Annotated in this window: 18 protein-coding genes; 12 read left to right on the top strand and 6 right to left on the bottom strand. The window is 47.8% G+C overall.

What is annotated here, in order from left to right:
* Nucleotides 1-73 precede the first annotated feature (73 nt).
* A complete protein-coding gene (ydiJ, locus tag ACXAGX_RS05515) occupies nucleotides 74-3,103 on the top strand; it encodes a D-2-hydroxyglutarate dehydrogenase YdiJ (RefSeq protein ID WP_474837081.1) in 3,030 nt (1,009 codons plus the stop codon).
* 63 nt (nucleotides 3,104-3,166) lie between these two features.
* Here ydiJ and ACXAGX_RS05510 read toward each other — a convergent pair whose 3' ends face one another.
* The 3 genes from ACXAGX_RS05510 to ACXAGX_RS05500 form a co-directional block, all read right to left on the bottom strand.
* A complete protein-coding gene (locus tag ACXAGX_RS05510; protein WP_474837079.1) occupies nucleotides 3,167-5,359 on the bottom strand; it encodes a bifunctional rhamnulose-1-phosphate aldolase/short-chain dehydrogenase in 2,193 nt (730 codons plus the stop codon).
* A gap of 241 nt (nucleotides 5,360-5,600) precedes the next feature.
* Complete coding sequence (locus tag ACXAGX_RS05505; RefSeq protein ID WP_474837077.1) at nucleotides 5,601-6,140, bottom strand: DUF3833 domain-containing protein; 540 nt, start codon at nucleotides 6,138-6,140, stop codon at nucleotides 5,601-5,603.
* Complete coding sequence (locus ACXAGX_RS05500) at nucleotides 6,137-6,655, bottom strand: chalcone isomerase family protein (RefSeq protein ID WP_474837076.1); 519 nt, start codon at nucleotides 6,653-6,655, stop codon at nucleotides 6,137-6,139. The genes ACXAGX_RS05505 and ACXAGX_RS05500 overlap by 4 nt, the downstream gene beginning before the upstream one ends.
* A gap of 152 nt (nucleotides 6,656-6,807) precedes the next feature.
* Here ACXAGX_RS05500 and ACXAGX_RS05495 point away from each other — a divergent pair, with 152 nt between their 5' ends.
* The 5 genes from ACXAGX_RS05495 (at nucleotide 6,808) to mscL (ending at nucleotide 11,344) form a co-directional block, all read left to right on the top strand.
* The gene (locus tag ACXAGX_RS05495) at nucleotides 6,808-7,737 is read left to right on the top strand and encodes a 1-aminocyclopropane-1-carboxylate deaminase/D-cysteine desulfhydrase (RefSeq protein WP_474837074.1); all 930 of its coding nucleotides are present in this window, start codon (nucleotides 6,808-6,810) and stop codon (nucleotides 7,735-7,737) included.
* A 124-nt stretch (nucleotides 7,738-7,861) separates the two neighbouring features.
* Complete coding sequence (locus ACXAGX_RS05490; RefSeq protein WP_070124884.1) at nucleotides 7,862-8,263, top strand: hypothetical protein; 402 nt, start codon at nucleotides 7,862-7,864, stop codon at nucleotides 8,261-8,263.
* 92 nt (nucleotides 8,264-8,355) lie between these two features.
* The gene (locus ACXAGX_RS05485; protein WP_474820951.1) at nucleotides 8,356-9,558 is read left to right on the top strand and encodes a saccharopine dehydrogenase family protein; all 1,203 of its coding nucleotides are present in this window, start codon (nucleotides 8,356-8,358) and stop codon (nucleotides 9,556-9,558) included.
* A 15-nt stretch (nucleotides 9,559-9,573) separates the two neighbouring features.
* Nucleotides 9,574-10,704, top strand: coding sequence for a carboxynorspermidine decarboxylase (gene nspC / locus ACXAGX_RS05480; RefSeq protein ID WP_474837072.1), 1,131 nt, complete (start codon nucleotides 9,574-9,576; stop codon nucleotides 10,702-10,704).
* 214 nt (nucleotides 10,705-10,918) lie between these two features.
* Entirely contained in the window at nucleotides 10,919-11,344 is a 426-nt protein-coding gene (gene mscL / locus ACXAGX_RS05475; RefSeq protein ID WP_474820946.1) for a large conductance mechanosensitive channel protein MscL, read from the top strand.
* 80 nt (nucleotides 11,345-11,424) lie between these two features.
* On the opposite strand, the gene ACXAGX_RS05470 is transcribed toward mscL, so the two are convergent.
* Nucleotides 11,425-11,691 (bottom strand): hypothetical protein, encoded by a 267-nt coding sequence (locus ACXAGX_RS05470; RefSeq protein ID WP_070124877.1) that lies wholly within the window; start codon nucleotides 11,689-11,691, stop codon nucleotides 11,425-11,427.
* Nucleotides 11,692-11,789: 98 nt separating this feature from the next.
* Nucleotides 11,790-12,638 (bottom strand): 16S rRNA (cytidine(1402)-2'-O)-methyltransferase, encoded by an 849-nt coding sequence (gene rsmI, locus ACXAGX_RS05465; RefSeq protein ID WP_474820939.1) that lies wholly within the window; start codon nucleotides 12,636-12,638, stop codon nucleotides 11,790-11,792.
* A 218-nt stretch (nucleotides 12,639-12,856) separates the two neighbouring features.
* Here rsmI and ACXAGX_RS05460 point away from each other — a divergent pair, with 218 nt between their 5' ends.
* Genes ACXAGX_RS05460 through ACXAGX_RS05445 form a run of 4 tightly spaced genes read left to right on the top strand, consistent with a single transcriptional unit; the run spans nucleotide 12,857 to nucleotide 16,451 of the window.
* On the top strand, nucleotides 12,857-14,866 hold the full coding sequence (locus tag ACXAGX_RS05460) for a penicillin-binding protein activator (RefSeq protein ID WP_474837070.1): 2,010 nt from the start codon (nucleotides 12,857-12,859) through the stop codon (nucleotides 14,864-14,866).
* Nucleotides 14,867-14,869: 3 nt separating this feature from the next.
* Entirely contained in the window at nucleotides 14,870-15,214 is a 345-nt protein-coding gene (locus ACXAGX_RS05455) for a YraN family protein (RefSeq protein WP_474820931.1), read from the top strand.
* A 50-nt stretch (nucleotides 15,215-15,264) separates the two neighbouring features.
* On the top strand, nucleotides 15,265-15,864 hold the full coding sequence (locus ACXAGX_RS05450; RefSeq protein WP_070124870.1) for a phosphoheptose isomerase: 600 nt from the start codon (nucleotides 15,265-15,267) through the stop codon (nucleotides 15,862-15,864).
* On the top strand, nucleotides 15,864-16,451 hold the full coding sequence (locus ACXAGX_RS05445; protein ID WP_474820926.1) for a BON domain-containing protein: 588 nt from the start codon (nucleotides 15,864-15,866) through the stop codon (nucleotides 16,449-16,451). Before ACXAGX_RS05450 ends, ACXAGX_RS05445 begins: the two co-directional genes overlap by 1 nt.
* A 108-nt stretch (nucleotides 16,452-16,559) precedes the next feature.
* Here the strand turns inward: ACXAGX_RS05445 and ACXAGX_RS05440 are convergent, their stop codons facing one another.
* Nucleotides 16,560-17,195, bottom strand: coding sequence for an RpiB/LacA/LacB family sugar-phosphate isomerase (locus ACXAGX_RS05440; protein WP_474820922.1), 636 nt, complete (start codon nucleotides 17,193-17,195; stop codon nucleotides 16,560-16,562).
* A gap of 255 nt (nucleotides 17,196-17,450) precedes the next feature.
* On the opposite strand from ACXAGX_RS05440, the gene ACXAGX_RS05435 reads away from it, so the two are divergent.
* Entirely contained in the window at nucleotides 17,451-18,224 is a 774-nt protein-coding gene (locus ACXAGX_RS05435; protein WP_474820919.1) for an IclR family transcriptional regulator, read from the top strand.
* 74 nt (nucleotides 18,225-18,298) lie between these two features.
* Entirely contained in the window at nucleotides 18,299-19,702 is a 1,404-nt protein-coding gene (locus ACXAGX_RS05430; RefSeq protein WP_474837068.1) for an MFS transporter, read from the top strand.
* Nucleotides 19,703-19,842 lie beyond the last annotated feature (140 nt).

The following is a 19,842-nucleotide window of genomic DNA, read 5'->3' as shown; positions in this document are numbered from 1 at the left end:
AACAATTGCGAATTTGAAATTAGATTACCTGCCTCAGGTATTAGTAAAATTGATAATGAGAAGAGTTTACGGTATGAATAAATCTATCCCGGCCCTTAATAGCAGTGCACTGATTAAGCCAGAGTACATTAAATTTCTGGCTCAATTGAAAGAAGCCGGATTCAAAGGAGATATTCAGCAAAGTTACGGGAGTCGGGTGCTCTACAGTACGGATAACTCCGTATATCAAAAATTACCACAAGCGATAGTACTGCCAGCGAATATTACTGATCTGGTTCTTTTAGGAAAACTTGCAGTCCGGCATCAACATTCAGGCATTCGATTCAGCCCCAGAGGCGGAGGAACAGGTACAAACGGGCAGTCATTAACTGACGGCCTCATAGTCGACACCTCACTGCATATGAATCAGATTCTGGAAATTAATACCCGTGAAAAATGGGTGCGTGTGCAAGCGGGCGTAGTTAAAGACCAGCTAAACGACTTCCTCCGTCCCTACGGCTATTTTTTTGCGCCGGATCTCTCCACCAGCAACCGCGCGACTATCGGCGGAATGATAAATACGGATGCATCAGGTCAGGGCTCCCTCGTTTATGGAAAGACATCTGATCACGTGTTGGGATTAAAGTCTGTACTGGTCGACGGCACTTTGTTCGAGACGTCTCCGTTGACTGTTGAAGAAGCGAAGAAGCGTATTTCTAATGGTGGTATAGAAAGTAAAATTTTGGCGCAGCTCATCGAAACAGGTATAGATAAGCGAGAGCAAATTGTTAAGAAGTTTCCCCGTTTGAATCGCTTTTTAACAGGCTACGACCTTGAGCATATTTTGAACGATGAACTGGATGTGCTGGATCCAAGCAGGATACTCTGTGGCTCAGAAGGAACGCTGGCTTTTATTGCAGAGGCAACTCTTAACATTACTCCTATTCCAAATCATAAAGTATTGCTCAATATAAAATACGATTCCTTTGAATCGGCACTCCGGCATGCGCCCCAAATGGTTGCAGCCAGGGCTACTTCGGTGGAAACAATAGACAGCAAAGTATTAAACCTCGCACGGGAGGATATTATTTGGCACAGCGTTAAATCGCTGATTAAAGAGGTGTCCGGCAAGGATATACTTGGTCTCAACATGGTGGAATATAACAGTAATGATGAGAACGATATTGAAGAAAAGGTACGTGTCTTACAGGCCAGACTCAACGCAGAGATAGAAATCGGAGCAAACGGCGTTATTGGTTACGAGATCACCCGCGATAACGGGCAGATCAATACAATTTATGCCATGCGAAAAAAGGCTGTGGGACTACTGGGCAAAACGCGTTCTAAAGCCAAACCAGTAGCATTCGCCGAAGACACCGCTGTTCCGCCTGAAAACCTGGCTGATTTCATTCTGGCCTTTCGCAGATTGTTAGACAATAAAGGTCTGCATTACGGCATGTTCGGGCATGTCGACGCAGGGGTTCTTCATGTTCGCCCAGCTCTTGATTTATGTGATCCTCAGCAGGAAGCCCTATTACGGGAAATTTCCGACGATGTTGTCCGCTTGGTCGCTCAGTATGGTGGCTTAATGTGGGGAGAACATGGAAAAGGATACCGGAGCGAGTATGGTCCTGCATTTTTTGGTGATGAACTTTTTAATGAACTCAGAAAAATAAAAACAGCCTTCGATCCGGAAAATAAAATGAACCCCGGAAAAATTTGTACACCATTGGCGGGCGATGAAACACTAGTCAGCATCGATGATGAAAAACGGGGACGTTATGATCGGGAAATCCCCGTTGAAACACGAGATGCCTTTCAGACCGTAATGGACTGCAACGGCAATGGTCTCTGCTTTAACTACGATACAAATTCTCCGATGTGTCCTTCATTTAAGGCCACAGGCGACAGGCGCTTCAGCCCGAAAGGCAGAGCATCCATGTTAAAAGAGTGGTTAAGGCTACTTGCAGAACGCGATTTACAAGCTGAGATGCTTGAACAAAAATCAGGTAGTACTTCCTGGTACACACGTTACCGGAATAATTTGCAATCTCCGGATGACTTTTCCCACGAGGTGCTTGAAAGTATGGAAGAATGTCTTGCCTGCAAAGCCTGTAGCACGCAGTGTCCGATAAAAGTTGATGTTCCCGCATTCCGGGCCAGATTTCTGAACCTTTATTATCAGCGTTACAACCGCCCGCTGAAAGACTACCTGGTAGCGGGTGTAGAAACCATGACGCCGTGGCTGGCAAAAATTCCTGGAATGGTCAACCGGCTTATGACGTCCATGCCTGTTAAAAATCTGTTAGAGAACCGGATTGGTTACGTAGATGCTCCTGAACTTTCAGTTCCTACTTTAAAACAGCGTATCAGCAAAAAATACCTGTTCGACTTTTCGAAAGTTGAGGAAATAGGTCCGGATGAACGTGAAAATACAGTATTACTCGTTCAGGACCCCTTTACCAGTTATTACGAAGCAGAGCTGATAACCGACACTCTGCAATTATTAGAAAAGCTCGGGTTCAAGCCACACCTTCTTCCTTTCAAACCGAATGGTAAACCTCAACACGTGAAAGGGTTTACCAACGCTTTCAGAGATACTGCAGCGGCATCAGCTGCCTTTCTAAATAAGATAGCGGAAACCGGGCTGCCGATGGTAGGTCTCGATCCATCCCTGGTATTGTGTTATCGCGATGAATACACCAAAGCTCTTGGTGACAAACGAGGTAACTTCGAGGTGTATTTATTGAACGAATGGTTGTACGACAAGATGCCGGACATGCCTACAACGTCAAGTCATGAGTATGTTTTACTTGGTCACTGCACAGAAAAAACAGCCTTACCTGAATCTGAAACGCAATGGCGGGAATTATTTGAAAAAGCGGGGCTGCGATGTAGAGCATTGCCTGTCGGCTGTTGCGGTATGGCGGGTACATTTGGTCATGAAACAGTGCATAAAGACACATCCAAAGCGATTTACGGGCTAAGCTGGCAACCAGCCATTGCGGGTGCGGAGTCAGAGCACGTAATGGCAACTGGATATTCCTGCAGAAGCCAGGTGAAACGATTAGAAGGCTTCAAGCCTCGCCATCCTGTTCAGGTTCTGCTGCACCACCTGAGCTAAAAAATAATGCATGGCCAAACCGGTACAGTTTAAGGCCATGCATCTCCTCTCTTTATCTACAGATTACCTTAAAAACGCCTCGTGTAATCCGCCGTCCACGCTGATAACTTGCCCGGTTGTTTTACTTAACTGGCCGGAAATAAGCAGGTAAGCCGCTTCAGCCTGATCATCAGGTGTAATGGGTAATTTAGTCAGCGTCCGCTGTGCATAAAAATCAGCGAGTTTATTGCGCAGCGACTCTGTGCTTTCTGTCTCATCAAAGCCGATATCATATTTGCTCAGCGAAGAGATCACCCGCTCTCTTGGAAACATACTGCTTCCCTGCACCACCGTAGCTGGCGCGAGGGCGTTAACGTTCACTAGCGGGGAAAGTGTTACCGCCAACTCTCTGACCAGGTGATTAGCCGCCGCCTTGCTGGTGTCATAAGCGATGGAACCTTTTTTCGACACAGCAGCATTAACACTGGTTGTCAGCACTAACGCGCCCTTCAGCCCCTGTTTAGCCCACACATTCTGAGCCTCTGAACCAACGATATAACCGCCTTTCACATTTACGTTGAAGCTGAGGTCGAAAATCTGGTCGTTAGCCAGTAAATCAGCGCCTTCGGCTTTAAATACGCCCGCAGTTACGATGATTTTATCAATACCGCCATACGCCATTATCACGTTTGAAAGCATTGCTTTAACTGACTCTCTGTTGGTAATGTCTACTTCAAGTGCAATAGCGGGCCCGCAGCCTGAAATCCCTGTTCCCGCAACACCAATGCCCTGTCCAAGCTTAGCGGTAAGTTCAGTTGCTGTCCGCTTAGCATTTTCTGCACGAAGGTCGGCACAAACCACGTGCGCGCCTTCGGCTGCTACGCGATGGGCTGTCGCTTTACCAATGCCGTCACCGGCACCAATCACCACCACGATATCTCTTGCTAAAGGCTTCTCTTTGGGCATGCGCTGAAGCTTCGCTTCTTCTAACGCCCAATACTCAATGTCGAATGCTTCCTGGGGAGGGAGCCCCTGGTATTCAGAAATCGCTTCAGCACCTCGCATAACCTCTACTGCGCAGTTATAAAACTCAGCGGTTACCCGGGATTCACTTTTATTCTTACCCCATGCAATCATACCAACGCCCGGAATAAGCACCACCGTTGGACTTGGATCACGCATAGCGGGAGAGCCTTCGCGCTTACAGGCATTGTAGTAGTCAGCGTAATCCTGCTGATACGCCTTGAGTCCCGCTTTGAATTTCTCTATTAAATTGTCAACGTTCTCTGTCTGCGGGTCGAAATCAACAAATAATGGTTTAATTTTGGTTCGCAGAAAATGATCAGGACAAGAAGTGCCCATACTCGCTAAACGTGATGCATCGCGACTATTCACAAACCGTAAAATCGTACTGTCAGCCTGCACGGTAGCGATAAATTTCTTCTCTTTTGAGATAAGCCCACGGGCTACGGGTAAAAAGTCAGAGAGTAAATCTGCACGTTCCTGTTCGGAGAGAGACTGATATTTTTCGCCGCCGAACGTTAATTCACCCTTATCATGCTCTTCAATAAACCGGGCTGCCCGTTCCGCGATACTCAGAGAAAGGTCGTAACAGGCTTTACTTTCGTTTGCCCAGTTTATGTGCCCGTGCTGACCCATCAAAACACCGTCAATTCCCGGATTTGCCTCGTAAGTCTTTTTCAATAGCAGAGCCGCTTCCCATCCCGGACGGATCCACGGCATGTAAGCAAGTTTGCCTCCCCATATAGTTTCCGTAAGTGAAACCTGATCCTTACAGGTCGCCACAGCAATGACCGCATTTGAATGCATATGATCAACATGTTTCTGGTCAATCATGAAGTGGAGAGGCGTATCGATTGATGAAGCTCTTGGATTCAATTTGAAAACACAGTGTGGAAACATGCCAACCATGCGGTCTTCGCCTTTCTCTTTGTAGCCTTTGTCTTCGAAAGATTGATAGACATTATTCAGCGAATTGAGCTTCTCCTGATAAAGGGTCGCGAAGTTTTCTTTCACCGAAGTTCGCAAGTCACCGCCGGAACCTTTCACCCATAGTACTTCAACTTCGGTACCAGTTAGCGGGTCTTTATCCATGATTTTTGCCGATGTGTTCCCCCCACCCGTATTGGTTATACGAAGATCAGAACCCAAAATATTAGAACGGTAAATTAAGTTCTCCACCGCATCTAAATTATTCACTTCTTCGTCATTCCAAAGATAATCGACATGCATGAATTCTTCTGGCTTATAAATCATCTGAACGCTCCTGTAATTGATATCAATTGAATAAAACTGAAACAAAAAACCAATATCAATCAAATTCAATCATCTATAGATATAAAAAATGCCTTCCTCCAATGAAGGAAAGCCATACAGAGCATTCTACATAAAACAAACGTTATAACATAACACTTATTTTCATTTAATTAGTTAAGGTTGCATATTGAAACTGCAGACGCACAATTTATTTACAGACCCATATTTCAGGGGAATCAAATCATTGCTTTTGCATAAATATGGTCACTTCCGCCATGGTTATACCAAACTTCTTTATGTAAGAACGGTTCATCATGGTGTCTTCAGACATGCCAAAAAACCAGTCGTCAAAGGCGACTTCATAAGTGCTATCATCAACGGGTAAATCCATGGAGTAAGCAAAGTTAAAAGCATTGCCGTAACTGGTGCCTTCTGCAGTTCCCAGAATATCCCCCGCTTCACCAGCAAATGTATTATTTCCGGTAGGGGTAATGCGCCAGGTTCGGTTTTTCACACCGTCGCCTAACTGATAGTTAAATGACTCGTCCAATATCAGCGTTTCACCATCCTGACGGGCATCAATATCAACAATAAATCGTTGCACCACCTCACCAGAACGGTTCTGCACAATTCCCCAGGCTTTCACCTTACCGTCAAAAAAATCATAGAGATCGAATTTTGGTTGCTGGTTTGTGTACGCGTCACTTTGCACTGAGCCCGCACAACCCGTCAGACTTCCCACCAACAAGGCTGCTGCAGCTAACATCGCAAATTTTTTCATTCTTTTTCTCCCAGTAATTGTTCTCGCATTTCCGGTTCAGAGGTACTTTCAGACAGCCAGATACCAAAAAAGGCGCGGGTAAATGCAGGATCGTCAACGTTGCCTATAGCCTCGCCATTAAAGAAGAAACGGGTATGTCCATCCGCATTGACTTCCCCAGTGAGTACATCGCCGTCTGATACATCCGGGAAGATGGCGGTCATCGTAGTCTGCCATTCAGCCAACTTGTCTTCGTCTTTCAATCCCTGCTTGCGCATCTCTTTTGCCGATCGTTCAGCAATGTCACGCCCATCCAAGTCGCGCAGATAAGTCAGCTTTAGCGCGAAGGGTTTGTCCTCGGCCCATTTACCGTTTGGCGCGTAGAGCACGGCATCGTACACATCCCAAAAGAGGTAAGTCAGCCTGGCTTTCCCCACCTTGTTGCTCTCGGTGGAGAGTCGTTCAGCATCTGCTAAAAGAGGCGCAGCATAGTTTAGGCTTAACAGTAAAAGCGCGACAACATTGAACTTAGGCATGGCGTACTCCTTTTTTATTTAATGTTTACAGGCTTTACGAAGGGCATGATCATTCATTAACATCTGTTAATGTAGTCTGCTTACCGATATCTGCCACGGTCGGTAATTGGCGGCCGCCCCCCATGCAATGCGGCCAACGAATCAGGAGCGTTATGCAAGACAAAGTCGTCGTTTCAGACACTCAGCTTTCATTAGTTGCCGAAAAAATGCTGGCACTGACCACGCCAAGTTCACTTACCGACTTCAAACCAGACTGGCCAGGCGCTGAATTTGTCAGCATGCAAATAAAACGGGACGATCTCATCCACCCGATTATTTCCGGAAACAAGTGGCGCAAACTAAAACATACCCTGAATGCCCTACCCGGCAGTTGTCGACACATCATCAGTTTTGGTGGCGGCTTTTCTAATCATCTTCATGCCTGCGGTTATTTATGCATGAAATTGGGTATTCACTTCACGGCACTGGTTCGCGGCGATTACACAGCCAATCACACGCCGATGTTACGCGACTTAGCCTCGTGGCAAGCCGACATTCAGTACTTGGATAAGGCCACGTATTCCAAACGAACCGACCCTATTTGGCTGGAAAACTTGCAAAAACAGTATCCTGAGTCTGTACTTATTCCTGAAGGCGGCAGTCAGGCTCATGCGCTTAAAGGGGTGGCAGAGCTGTTAGAAGAAGACAACAGCGCGTGTGACCATATTGTGGTCCCTGTTGGCAGTGGCGCCACCCTGGCCGGTTTGATTGGCGCAAAAAGTCCTCCGGTTTCAGTCACCGGCATTGCCGTTTTAAAAGGCGAAGGCTATCTTGAGTCGCTGGTGCAAGCGTTACTACCAGCAACGGGGCAACAACACCCATGGCAAATTCTGCATGACTATCATCAGGGTGGTTACGGTAAGCGAAACGCTGCACTGACAAGCTTTTGTGATGATGTGACACAGCAGTACAATGTGCCGGTTGAGCCTGTTTATTCTGGTAAATTATTGTTCGCGATCAAAGATTTGCTCGAAAAGCGATTTTTCCCCGATGGCACAAGGCTGAGAATCGTGCATACTGGTGGTCTTCAAGGAGCAAGATAATTTGATCTGTCGGTGTAAGAATTACGTTCTAAGCCATGTAAACCTTACAGTTTTTCACTGCACCAGGTTGCCTTTTTCAGGAACAGCCACTCGCGCGTTCCACACGCTATAAAGGAGAGCCACATTGATAAATAATCCGCAGCAGCTGCCTGAACCCCTGCAATTGCTGGTAAACCGTTCCCTCCAGTTGTGTGAACTGATGTTGCCGCACTGCAGTGCCCTTTATCCGTTTGCTGCTATTTATGAAGACGGACGCGTGGGTTGCTTGTTTGCCGATGATCGATGCCACGGCGAAAATGAAAGTTATCTCATCGAGCAATTACAGTGGCGTATTATCGACACCACTACCGATACGGAAAGTTACAGTGTGCTGGTGTACGCAGCCACGGTGACAACCGACAGACATAAGCAGTTGAATGCGATTGCCATCAATGCAGGGCATCCAAATGGCGATGAAACCATGCTACTCTACCCCTACTTTCGTGTGGGGAAAAAAATCGTTGTCTCCCCTCCAATTCCAGGCTGAAAAATGCTGCCAGCAGGCTAACTTTGCTTGCCAAAAAGTTGATGTCTGCTAGCATTCAGCGCAAATTTACCTAACGTCACGGAAACAAGAATATGTCTCGCGTTTTAATTATTGGTGCTGGCGGCGTCGCTGCTGTAACCGTTAAAAAATGTGCCCGTCTGCCTGAATATTTTGACGAAATTTATCTGGCCAGCCGTACCGTTTCGAAATGCGAAGCGCTGCAAAACGAAGTTGGCGCTGATCGTGTTAAGGGTGTCTTTGCAGTAGACGCTGACGATGCAGCTGAAGTAGAAAAGCTGATCAATGAAGTTAAGCCTGATTTGGTGGTAAACCTGGCACTGCCTTACCAGGATCTGCCTATCATGGACGCCTGTCTGGCAACTAAAACTGATTATTTGGATACCGCCAACTACGAGCCAAAAGATGTGGCTAAGTTTGAGTACAGCTGGCAGTGGGCGTATCAGGACAAGTTTAAAGATGCTGGCATCATGGCACTGCTGGGTTCCGGTTTTGATCCGGGTGTAACTAACGTTTACACGGCATATGCGGCTAAGCACCACTTCGACGAAATCCACTATCTGGATATCGTTGACTGTAACGGCGGTGATCACGGTCAGGCGTTCGCGACGAACTTCAACCCTGAAATCAATATCCGTGAAATCACCCAGCGGGGTAAGTTCTTCGAAGGCGGCGAGTGGAAAGAAACTGATCCACTGAGCGTACGTGAAGATCTGGACTACCAGAACATTGGTGTACGTGCTTCTTACCTGATGTTCCACGAAGAGCTGGAATCTATCGTTAAACACTTCCCTACCCTGAAGCGTGCCCGTTTCTGGATGACTTTTGGCGATGCCTACCTGAACCACCTGCGTGTGCTGGAAGGTATCGGTATGACCAGCATCGAACCGGTTGAATTCCAGGGCCAGAAAATAGTGCCTCTTGAGTTCTTAAAAGCGGTTCTGCCTAACCCGGGCTCACTGGCTGAAGGCTACACCGGCATGACCTGTATCGGTACCTACATTACCGGTATTAAAGACGGCAAAGAAAAGACTATCTTCATCTACAACAACTGTGACCACGCAGTATGTAATGAAGAAGTGGGCGCACAAGCCGTGTCTTACACCACCGGTGTACCCGCCATGATTGGTGCCATGATGATGCTTCAGGGTAAATGGCATAAGCCTGGCGTATGGAACATGGAACAGTTCGATCCGGATCCGTTCATGGACGAGCTGAACAAGCACGGCCTGCCTTGGCACGTGATTGAATGTGACGAAAGCCCGTTCAAAAAGTAATTCGGAGTATTTGCGTTGACTGATTTAACTCAGCGATCTGATGTGCCTTCTCCCGCATATGTGCTGGAAGAAGCGAAGCTCATCCGCAATCTTGAGCTGATGAAACGCGTGCAAGACGAGTCTGGGGCAAGAATTATTCTTGCCCTTAAAGGCTTCTCTATGTGGTCGAGTTTCGACATCATCAAACCTTATCTTCACGGTGCCACAGCCAGCTCTGTCTGGGAAGCCAAGCTGGCCGCTGAAATGGGTAAAGAGGTGCATGCGTTCTCGCCTGCTTATAAAAAAGCGGACATGGCTGAGCTGAAAAAGCTGGTCAACCATATCTCGTTTAACAGCTTGAATCAGTGGCAAACCTACAAAGATGACTTGTCGAATGTGTCCAAAGGCATTCGTATTAATCCTGAACACCAGGAAGCGGAAACCCCGCTGTACGATCCGGCGGCGCCAGGTTCCCGTCTAGGTATTCTCGTTTCAGAGCTTGAAGGTGTGGATTTAACTGGTATTGAAGGCTTCCACTGTCACAACCTGTGTGAGTGTGATTCTTTCGCTACCGAGCGCACCCTGCTGGCTATCGAAAAGCGTTTTGCCAAATGGCTGCCTACGCTGAAATGGCTGAACTTAGGTGGTGGTCACCTGATGACGCGGGAAGGTTACGATGTGGATCATCTGATCAAAACACTGAAAGACTTCAAAGCTCGTCATCCGAATCTAGATGTCATTCTTGAGCCGGGCTCAGCGGTGGCATGGCAGACTGGTCCGTTAATCGCGGAAGTGGTAGATATTGTTGAGAACGAAGGCAAGATTGCCATTCTTGATATTTCCGCTACAGCGCATATGCCTGACGTACTGGAAATGCCTTACCGTCCGGCAATTCGCGGTGCAGCAATGCCTGGCGAGAAGACGTATGACTATCGCTTAGGTGGCAATTCCTGCTTGGCAGGTGATGTTATCGATACCTATTCTTTCGATAAGCCTCTAGAAATCGGCGACCGTCTGCAGTTTGAAGATATGATTCACTACACCATGGTAAAAACCACGTTTTTCAATGGTGTGGAGCATCCATCAATTTGCATTCTGCGGAAAGACGATAAGCTGGACGTGATTCGTCAGTTTACCTACGAAGACTTTAAAGGTCGTCTGTCTTAAAACAGACTGTCAGGAAACTCTGCAAAAGCGCCTCCTTGGCGCTTTTCTTTTATCCAACTCTAACATCTTTCATACCAACGCCTATACATCATTCTGTGAACCGCCGAATTTCCAACGCACAACCTTTATCTTAACGGCACGTTGAACTTCTCTATTTCTGGCAATGTATAAACCGCAACGCATCTAAACAACTTTTTGGATTTTCGGAGCAGTAATGTGGAAAGACTTTAAAAGCTTCATTGCCAGAGGCAATGTGCTGGATTTGGCTGTGGGTATTATCATTGGTGCCGCCTTTACAACCATCGTTAAGTCGCTGGTAGACGATATTTTGATGCCGATCATCGGCCTGTTCACCAAAAATGTGAATTTCTCAGATCTTTACCTGAATTTATCCGGTGGCGAATATGCCACGTTAGAAGCCGCGAAAGCCGCCGGGGCAGTAACCGTAAATTATGGTTTGTTCATTAATGCCGTGATCAACTTTCTTATTGTGGCGGCGGTGGTTTTTATGATGGTGAGAACGCTTAACAGGCTGAAAGAAAAAGCCGAAGACCCAAAAGATACCAGTATCAAAACCCCTCAGGATATAAAACTACTTCAGGAAATTCGCGACGCATTGGTAGAGCGCAAAGCTCCCTGAGTCATAGCGACAGGAAAACCAAAACTCTCCCGTCGATATTTATTGGCCTGTCAGGGCAGTTCGGCGGAATAATTCGCCAACTAAATGACTGTACTGCCACGACAAATACCGGTATCCCCTACCGTGTCATCTAGCAACAATTCGCCGTCGAGATAGATTTTGAATTCTGTGCCTTCAGGGGCACTGATACTGTATTCCAATGCATACATGTGCTCTTCGTGCACATGCACCGTGGCTTCCTTTTTAGGGTAAACAAGGTCGTAAATACCGTTGTCGTTGCGCTCAGCAACCACATCCAACATCCAGGTACCTTTTGCGATTTCGATTGATAACACCCTTTCGATCATGGTCGTTCCTTATCTTCGCTGCCGCCTGGTTAAAATGACGGCGGCCTTACCGAATTGCGGCAATGTCTGCCCGTGCGACTATTCTACGCCTGATGTTTTCAATGTTGGCTGTCATCCATATCAAGACCAGCCTGATACAACGCATTTTTCTTAAGATTATAGTGTTCTGCTACAATCGCAGCAGCCTTCTTCAGCGGCAATACAGGCTTCAGTGAACTGAGCAATGCCAGAGCTTCCGGCGGTAACTCCCGAGGCACGTCTTCAACGCCACTGATCATCAACACAAACTCGCCTTTTTGACGCACGGGGTCAGCTTCGAGCCATTCTGCCACCGATGCAGCCGAGCCATCTACGTAAGTTTCAAAGGTTTTCGTCAGCTCTTTGGCCAGAACAATATGACGCTCGTTCCCCAACGTTTTCTTCACATCGTTGATAGTATCGAGCACCCGGCGCGGCGCTTCATAGTAAACGGTGGTAAATGTACGTTCTTTCAAAGTTTCCAGCACCTGTGAACGAGGCCCGGTTTTCGGCGGCAGAAAGCCTTCAAACATAAAGCGGTCGGTGGGCAAACCCGATGCACTGAGCGCTGTAATGGCCGCACAGGGGCCAGGAAGTGCAATCACATTGATCCCCTCCTCCCGACAACGACGCACCAGTACGAAGCCCGGGTCGCTGATAAGCGGCGTGCCGGCATCACTAACCAGTGCAACCGATTCCCCTTCTTTCAAACGCTGACATAGCATGGCTGTGCGCTTGTCTTCATTGTGCTCGTGCAATGACAGGGTGCGGGTAGAAATAGTGAAATGCTGCAGTAATTTGTGCGTATGACGGGTATCTTCTGCCGCAATCCAATTCACTGATTTCAGTGTTTCCAGCGCACGGGGCGAAATGTCATCAAGATTACCAATTGGGGTAGGCACAATATAAAGCGTTGCAGATTCGATCATAGCGCGAGCTCACAGAATAAACATTAGATTGGCTGCCCTGTTTCGAAGCTAAGACATCGATACAGTGAACAAACACTTAGGTTGTGTTTAAACAGCGGGGCCACCAGAGATTAGGGGGATGATTGTACCATGTCATAAGGCCAGTTTATTCATGCAAACGTAGATTTTCTGCCTGTTTCCGTTAAACTGACCCGGTATCCAGGTAGAAGGAATTCTCGGTGAATTTGTCCGCAAGCTGTCTTCGTATCCCCCAACTTTCTCTCATTGCCAGCGCACTGTTCTTTGCAGGCTGTGGAAGTGCTCCAGGCCCGAAACAAACCCGGGCGCCGGTGAAAAGTGTTATCGATAAACCCGCCGTTGACGTAGAGGTCACACCGGCGCAATTACTTACCGATGCGCAAAGTGTGTGGTTAAACGAGCGCGATACTGAACAGCGCAATGCGCTATTGCTAGCCGCAGTTGGGCTTTATCTCGATGAAGGGCAGTTTAATAAAGCGCAACAAATCCTGCTTTCTCTTAAGCAAAGTCCTTTATCTGAAGAACACAGCATTCTCACTAACTTGTATACCGCCAAGGCTTACATGGCGCAGCCTAGCGTGACAGAATCTGAACTGCTAGCACTGCTCCAACCGCTGTCTGGCGATCAAGCTGTGCGTCAGCAACAGCAAGAGTTGAAATCGCAGTTGTATGCGCAACAGCATCAATGGCTGGCTGCGGCTGATGCCCTCATCGACAGTCGCGAAGCCGACGAAGAGTTGGTGTCTCAGGTGTGGCAGTGGGTAAATGCAGCTTCAGACAAAGAACGTGCCGCTGCAGAAGCCCGATTTTCCAGCCTCCGACCATATTTAGCACTGTATGATTTAGCTGAACAGGAAGGCCTGAATGCTGCCGCTCTTAACCGTTCCTTAGCGCAATTCAGCCGGGTATTTCGGGGACATCCCCTGGTTCAGTTCCTGCCAGCAGAAATTTTGGCTGCCACCCAGGCAACTGTCACAGCACCACAAGAAGTTGTGGTTCTGCTCCCCCTTAGCGGCAAACTTGCTGCCACTGGCACCACCGTAAAAGAGGGCTTACTGTCGGCCTATTATCAGCAAAGCAACGACAACGAATCCCGTCGCGCGCCGGTAAAATTGCATTTCGTTGATACCGTAAACAAATCCGCTGACGACCTCTTAGCTGCTGTAGCAGGTTATCGCTGGGTAATTGGCCCCCTGCTAAAAGAAAACGTGGATGCCATCATTAACCGAGTCTCACCTGAAACCTACATGCTGGCATTGAACCGCGCAGAATTCCCTACCGACTCAGTAACGCCACCAGCCACCAATTCTGTGCTGGAGAGCAGCAATGTTCCTGTATTGGCAGATATTACTCTGCAAGCAGAACAAAGCTTGAATACGCTGGCACAGGCTAAAGCAAAACATGCCTTTTTCGCCCTCGCGCCAGAAGACGAAGCCGGACAACTGGCGGATTACATTTATCAAAATGGCTATAAAGCGCCAATCGTGGTGTCGGCACAAAATAGTGTAAACCAACGAATGAAAAGCGCGTTTACCGCCCGTTGGCAAATGCTGAATGACAATGTCGCCCGCAATAAAAAAGTGAAGTTAACCACGGTTGATTTCACCGATAGTAACAGTCTACGGGAAGGCATTACTGCCTCGTTGGATGTGGCGCAAAGTCGCGATCGCATCAAGCAAATCGAATACATGGTGAACGAGAAACTGTATAACGTGCCCCGGAATCGCCGGGACGTTGATGCCATCATCGTTTTTGCTTCGCCAGAGCAAACCGAGTTGCTTAACCCCATGGTGGAAGCCAGCCTGAGCCCGTTCAATGGCCAAACGGTTCCCGTTTTCGCCACGTCACGCTCTATCGAATACGATGACAGCAAAAACCAATGGCGTGATTTACAAAACGTACGCTTCCTCGATATGCCCTGGATGATGCCGCAAAGTCAGTGGCAGGATTTACGAGCACAGTCTCAGGCATTATGGCCTCAACGTAGTACCAATATGTCGCGACTGTTTGCATTTGGTGTTGATGCCTACAACCTCCTCCCCCACGTGCCAAGTATGATGACATTGCCGCAAACTAAAGTTGATGGCCTTAGTGGTACCATGCGAATTAACGCAAAAGGTGAAGTTATTCGCACGCTTCCCCAGGCCATTATCGATAATCAGGCAGTGAAATTACTCTCTGAAGACGGATCAATTTCTGCCGGACGCTAACCTATGGCGGCAACCACTCAAATTGGTCAACTAGGTGAACAAAAGGCCCGACAATATCTTGAAGATCAGGGCCTTTCGTTTATCTGCGCAAACTACTCCGCAAAAACCGGTGAACTTGACCTTGTAATGCAAGACAATGAAACTATTGTTTGTATCGAGGTGAAGTACCGCGATGATGATGCTTATGGCAGCGCCGTCGACTTCGTTACCCCATCTAAATTACGAAAAGTAAAACGCACCTTTGAACATTATTTACTGTCTCGGGGTCTTAACCCAATTCACACACTCATGCGAGTGGATGTGGTAGCATTAGATGGTAACAAGCTGAACTGGCTGAAAAATGTGTAAGGCGCTAGCCACCCATCAGGCAAGCAGAGACGTAACCTAAGTAAAATAATATGATAGAAAAAATAAAAGCGAATTTTACCGAAAGTATTCAAACGAAGATTTCTGCCATCGAGATCCTGCCTGAAGCCATAGAAAAAGCAGCGTACATGATGGTGGAAGCGCTTATTCGTGGCAATAAAATTCTTACTTGCGGCAACGGTGGCTCAGCCAGCGACGCCCAGCGCTTCTCTTCAGAAATGCTCAATCGCTTTGAGCGTGACCGTCCAAGTTTGCCGGCGATTGCACTTAGTACCGACACCTCTACATTAACCGCCATTGCCAACGACACCGCCTTCGACGAAGTGTTTGCCAAACAGGTGCGGGCACTGGGTCAACCCGGCGATATCCTGCTGGCTATTTCCAGCAGCGGCAATGCCAGAAACGTGATTGCAGCAGTGGAGGCAGCACTTTCAAGAGATATGACGATTGTCGTGCTTACCGGCCGGGATGGCGGAGAAATTGCAGGTTTCTTAAGTGAGCACGACGTAGAAATTCGCGTGCCGTCTAACCGCACGGCGCGAATTCAGGAAGTTCATCTACTTGCCATTCACAATTTATGTGAATGCATTGATGATATGTTATTCCCTGCAGACCATGGAGACGAACATTAATGTGGTGTAGTACAAGGAAAGCACTCTGTGCGGTAACCGCACTTACTCTGTTATCAGGCACACAAGGCTGTGCCGTAGTGGCCGTCGGTGCTGCCGGTGCATTAACGGCCAAGGTTGCCAACGACCGACGCACGGTAGGCACCCAGCTTGATGATCAGACAGCCGAAGGCCAAGTGTCTTATCAGTGGTCGAAAAGCGATGCGCTGAAAAAGAGTACAAACCTGCAGATTGATATCTACAACGGTGTTGCGCTGGTAACAGGCCAGGCGCCAAGCCAAAGTCTTATCGATGAAGCGATTGCCGGCGTGGAACAAATTGAGTACGTGCAGAAGATCCACAACCAGATCCGCCTGCAAATGCCTATTGAAGCCTCAACCCAGGCCAACGATATTTGGCTGGCATCAAAGGTCAAAACCAAATTACTGGCTGACGAACGCGTCCCTTCGCTACAGGTTCGGGTTATTGTACAAAATAGCGAAGTGTTTTTAATGGGTCGTGTAACTAACCAGGAAGGCACGTATGCGGTAGAGATTGCCCGTAACGTCAGTGGTGTTCAGCGGGTCATTCGTGCGTTTGAAATTATGTAATTAAGGGGCCTGTCGCCCGCTTTATTTCGCACCAATTGCGTTCTATCGCACAAAAAAATGCCGACATCGCGGTCGGCATTTTTAATGGTTTCATTTGCGCTTAATGCGTTAGCTTATCCAGCTTTTTACCAGTGCACTTAACTCTTCAGACTGGCTATTCGAAAAGAAACATTCCTGGAATTGCGCTCCGCCAACTGCTTGCTTAACCAAATCTTCAGGGAGTGCCTTCAGCGCTTCCACAATAGGTTTGTTCGTTGCAGCTTTTACATCGTTAAGAATAACCGCATTGGCATTTTGCGATTCGCGGCGCTCTGGCGGGTAACCCAGACCGGTTTCGCCGGTGAAGGCCTTTTCAAAAATATAGCGTACGTTCAGTTCCGCGCCCCAGCCAAACCCTTTGGCAAACGGCAGCGCCAGCGCATTACCGTCGTTAATTTGGGCAAACAGATACGCATCTGCAGGGTCGATGCAGTAACCACAGACCACACCAGGGTAGGCATTCAGGGACATCAGCGCGCCCTGACCTGTACCGCAACCCGACACAACAAAATCTACTGCTTTACTGTTTAGCAGCAACGCAGAAATAATGCCCAGATGAATGTAAGTAAGACGATGGTCATCATCATTTTTCATACCTACGTTAAAAATCTCGTGACCCTGTTGTTGACCAACGGCTTCAAGTTGCTCAAGTACCACAGCATTTTTCGATGCCTGGCTAAATTCGTTCATTAATGCAATGCGCATGGGGTGTTCATCTCCATTTCAGGTTATGGCAGAAATGTTGGCGACTATCAGTTACAAAGTAAACGATACACATCTGGTTTCGGGATTTCGTTTCATATATGAAAAAATTGGCGAATAGGTATGCAATTAAAAACTTCTCGGTTAGCAGGAAGGCGGGTGTACAATGCAGGCTCAGGAAACAGCTATCATAACAACCGGCACGATTTTTTCTCTTTTTCAGCGTTTCTCGTGTCGTGATTGTAAAAAAGGAATTTTATGGACAAATACCTGATCCCCAGTGTTACTCACGCCTGTGAAATCTTCAGACTGCTGGCATCCGTGCCTGCTGGCCTAAGCATGCATGAACTAGAGCTAGCCATGGACCTCCCCCGCACAACATTGTTCCGGTTACTCAGAACCCTGTGCCACGAGCAAATGCTGGAAAAAAAAGGTAAAAAATACCTGTGCGGAAATGAACTAACCCGACTGGGTCTGCATATGATTAATGCTGACCATTTACATCAGGTGGCGGTGCCACATATTCAGCGACTGGCATTAAAAAGCGGACACACGGCGCACCTTGCGGTACCTAATAATGGTAAAATTCTCATTGTAGAAGTGGTAGATAGCCCGAATCCACTCATGGTGTCTAAACGCCCAGGGGGAACGGCGCAAATGCACTGTACCGCCACGGGAAAGGTTTTTCTGGCAAACCTGTTCTTTGATCAGCTCGACGAGATCATCGAACAGAATCCACTGGAAAAACACACAGAATTTACCATCACCGACAAAGCCGGGTTAATAAAAGAACTCAATCGGGTCATTGCGAGTGGTTATGCGGTGGACGAACGAGAACTCAACCCAGAGGTGCGCTGCCTGGCTGCGCCTATCAGGAATAATCAGGGTGTGGTTGTTGCCTCCATTGGCATAACGGCGCCCGCGGTGAGCTTCACTAAATCAGCCATTCCTGCGGTAGCTGAACTCGTAAAAGAGGCGGCAAGAAACATATATAAAGACGCTTATCGACAGCGTCTATCTGAATCAACCTGAATCTAGTTCGATGAACTCTGGATACACTCTAGTACTGGACTCTTTTAATACAGGACTCTTTAATACAGGAATTTATGCAAAGACTTGACCGCCAGACTGCCACTGCACTACTGGTTGCTGCAACCTTATTTATGGAGGTGCTGGACTCCACCATCATCACCACTGCCTTGCCAATCATCGCCAAAGACTTTGGGGTTGCCGCTGCGCACCTCTCAGTAGGGATCTCCGCTTACCTGGTGGCCGTAACCGTGTTTGTGCCCATTTCCGGCTGGTTGGCAGATCGCATCGGCCCCAAGGTAATTTTCAGCGCGGCAATTTGTGTCTTTGTGCTGGCGTCTTTGTTATGTGCAATCAGTACCGACCTCTACACGTTCACCGCCGCCAGAGTACTTCAGGGCGTAGGTGGCGCCATGATGGTGCCGGTAGGTCGTCTGGTCGTTATCCGAACCTTACCCAAAAAAGATTTTGTGCGTGGCATGGCAATCCTTACCTGGCCTGCCCTGGCCGCGCCTTTGATTGGCCCGGTGTTGGGTGGTTGGATAGCTGAAACCTTCAGCTGGCACTGGATATTTCTGATGAATGTACCGCTGGGAATGCTGGCCCTCATCGCCGGCTTTTACCTGATAAATAACAATAAAGGTGAGCCCCAGCCATTTGATATTAAAGGTTTCTTGCTTAGCGGTATTGGCTTCGGATTGTTTATGGCCGGGCTTGAGTCATTTAGCAGTCGACCTGAAAGCTTACTTTTTCCCTCTCTACTCACTAGTGCTGGTATATTACTTCTGGTTCTTACTTTCTGGCATATGCACCATGCAGAAAACCCGCTGTTTTCACTAAAAGCCATTTCGGTTCAAACCTTCAGAGTGACGGTAATGGGCGGTTCGGCAATACGCATGGGTTTAGCCAGTGCCCCCTTCCTCATTCCGTTAATGTTACAACTTGGCTTTGGGTACACCGCTGTTCAAGCAGGCTCATTATTTATATGGCTCTTCGCCGGTAATTTGGCAATGAAACCGGCCACAACCTGGATCATGAATACGTTTGGCTTCCGCACTGTGCTGCTTGCCAATACCGTGCTCATTGCGCTGAGCTTTGTTCTGATTGCACAGTTTACTGCACAAACCCCTTACCTGATTATGGTGCTGGTGTTGTTTTTCAGCGGAATGACGCGCTCAATGCACCTTACGGTACTGAACACCATCAACTTCGCCGACATTCCACAACACGAAATGCGTGATGCCAATACACTCAGTGCCGTGGTGATGCAAATGACCCGAGGATTGGGTATTACTTTTGGCGCACTCACCCTTGCTTTGGCCACGTTTATCACCGGCACCTCTACAGAAGACCCGTCTATTTTTGATTTTTCACTGGCATTTTATATGTTAGCCGCGGTCACCTTACTCGCACTGATAGACAGTTCCCGACTACCTGCTAATGCCGGCGAAGCCATTTTAAATAAACGAGCAAAAGCCTGAATACAGTGATGAGTCTGGCGTAGCCTGCTGCGCCACGGCTTCCTTTCTCTCTTTTTCATACCGACATTGTGCAATGTCTGACAGACAACCCGCCTCAGCGAAATATCCTTCAAATTGTCGACGATTGTCGACAAAAATCG

This window comes from Alteromonas sp. ABV4_515, from assembly GCF_056160345.1.
The sequence above is the reverse complement of the archived record's forward strand: the minus strand, read 5'-3'. Positions and strand labels throughout refer to the sequence as shown.